This window comes from Azospirillum sp. ST 5-10, assembly GCF_051225715.1.
GTDB lineage: Bacteria > Pseudomonadota > Alphaproteobacteria > Azospirillales > Azospirillaceae > Azospirillum.
Map to the genome: position 1 here is coordinate 1 of NZ_JBPJSP010000099.1, position 772 is coordinate 772.

Genomic DNA, 772 nt, shown 5'->3' on the forward strand with positions numbered 1-772 from the left:
TCAGCGGCAGGCCGCCCCAGTAGGCGTTCTCGACGTAGCTCAGGCCGAACACGCCGCCCCACATCAGCACGGCCGCCGCGGCCAGGCCGGCCAGCCACGCCAGGCCGAACCAGGGGGACCAGAAGCGCCGGTTGCAGCTGGCGCCGAGCAGCGCGATGAACACCGCCAGGGTCGCCAGCGGCCGCCACTGCTGGTCGTAGGGGAAGGTGCCGAACAGGATGAAGCGCAGCTTCTCGCGCACGAAGCCCCAGCACGCCCCGCTCGCCTCGCGGCACATCTGCGACGTCGCGCCGAAGCCGGCGGCGTCGAGCACCGCCCATTCGATCAGCGGCGGGATGGCCCGGGCGAGCGCCCACAGGATGAGGATGGTGAGGAGCGCGTTGTACCAGGTGTCGAACAGGTTGGCGCGCAGCCATGCCAACGGTCCGGTGGTGGCGGCCGGCGGCCGTTCGGCCGCGGGCACGGGGGTGTCGACGGTCGTGGTCATGGCTCAGCGCTCCACCAGCGCGATGCGCTTGTTGTACCAGTTCATGAAGACCGAGATGGCGAGGCTGATGGTCAGGTAGGTCCCCATGATCAGCGCCACGCCCTCGATGGACTGGCCGGTCTGGTTGATCATGGTGTTGGCGATCGACACCAGGTCGGGGTAGCCGATGGCGAGCGCCAGCGAGCTGTTCTTGGTCAGGTTCAGGTACTGGCTGGTCAGCGGCGGCACGATCACCCGCAGCGCCTGCGGCAGCACCACCAGGCGCAGGGTCAGCCCGCCCGGCAG

General features: G+C 69.8%; 2 pseudogenes. Both read right to left on the minus strand.

What is annotated here, in order from left to right:
* Positions 1–487 (minus strand): annotated as a pseudogene (locus ACSBPG_RS31980) (amino acid ABC transporter permease); the annotation flags it as partial.
* Positions 488–490: 3 nt separating this feature from the next.
* Positions 491–772: pseudogene (locus tag ACSBPG_RS31985) on the minus strand (amino acid ABC transporter permease); the annotation flags it as partial.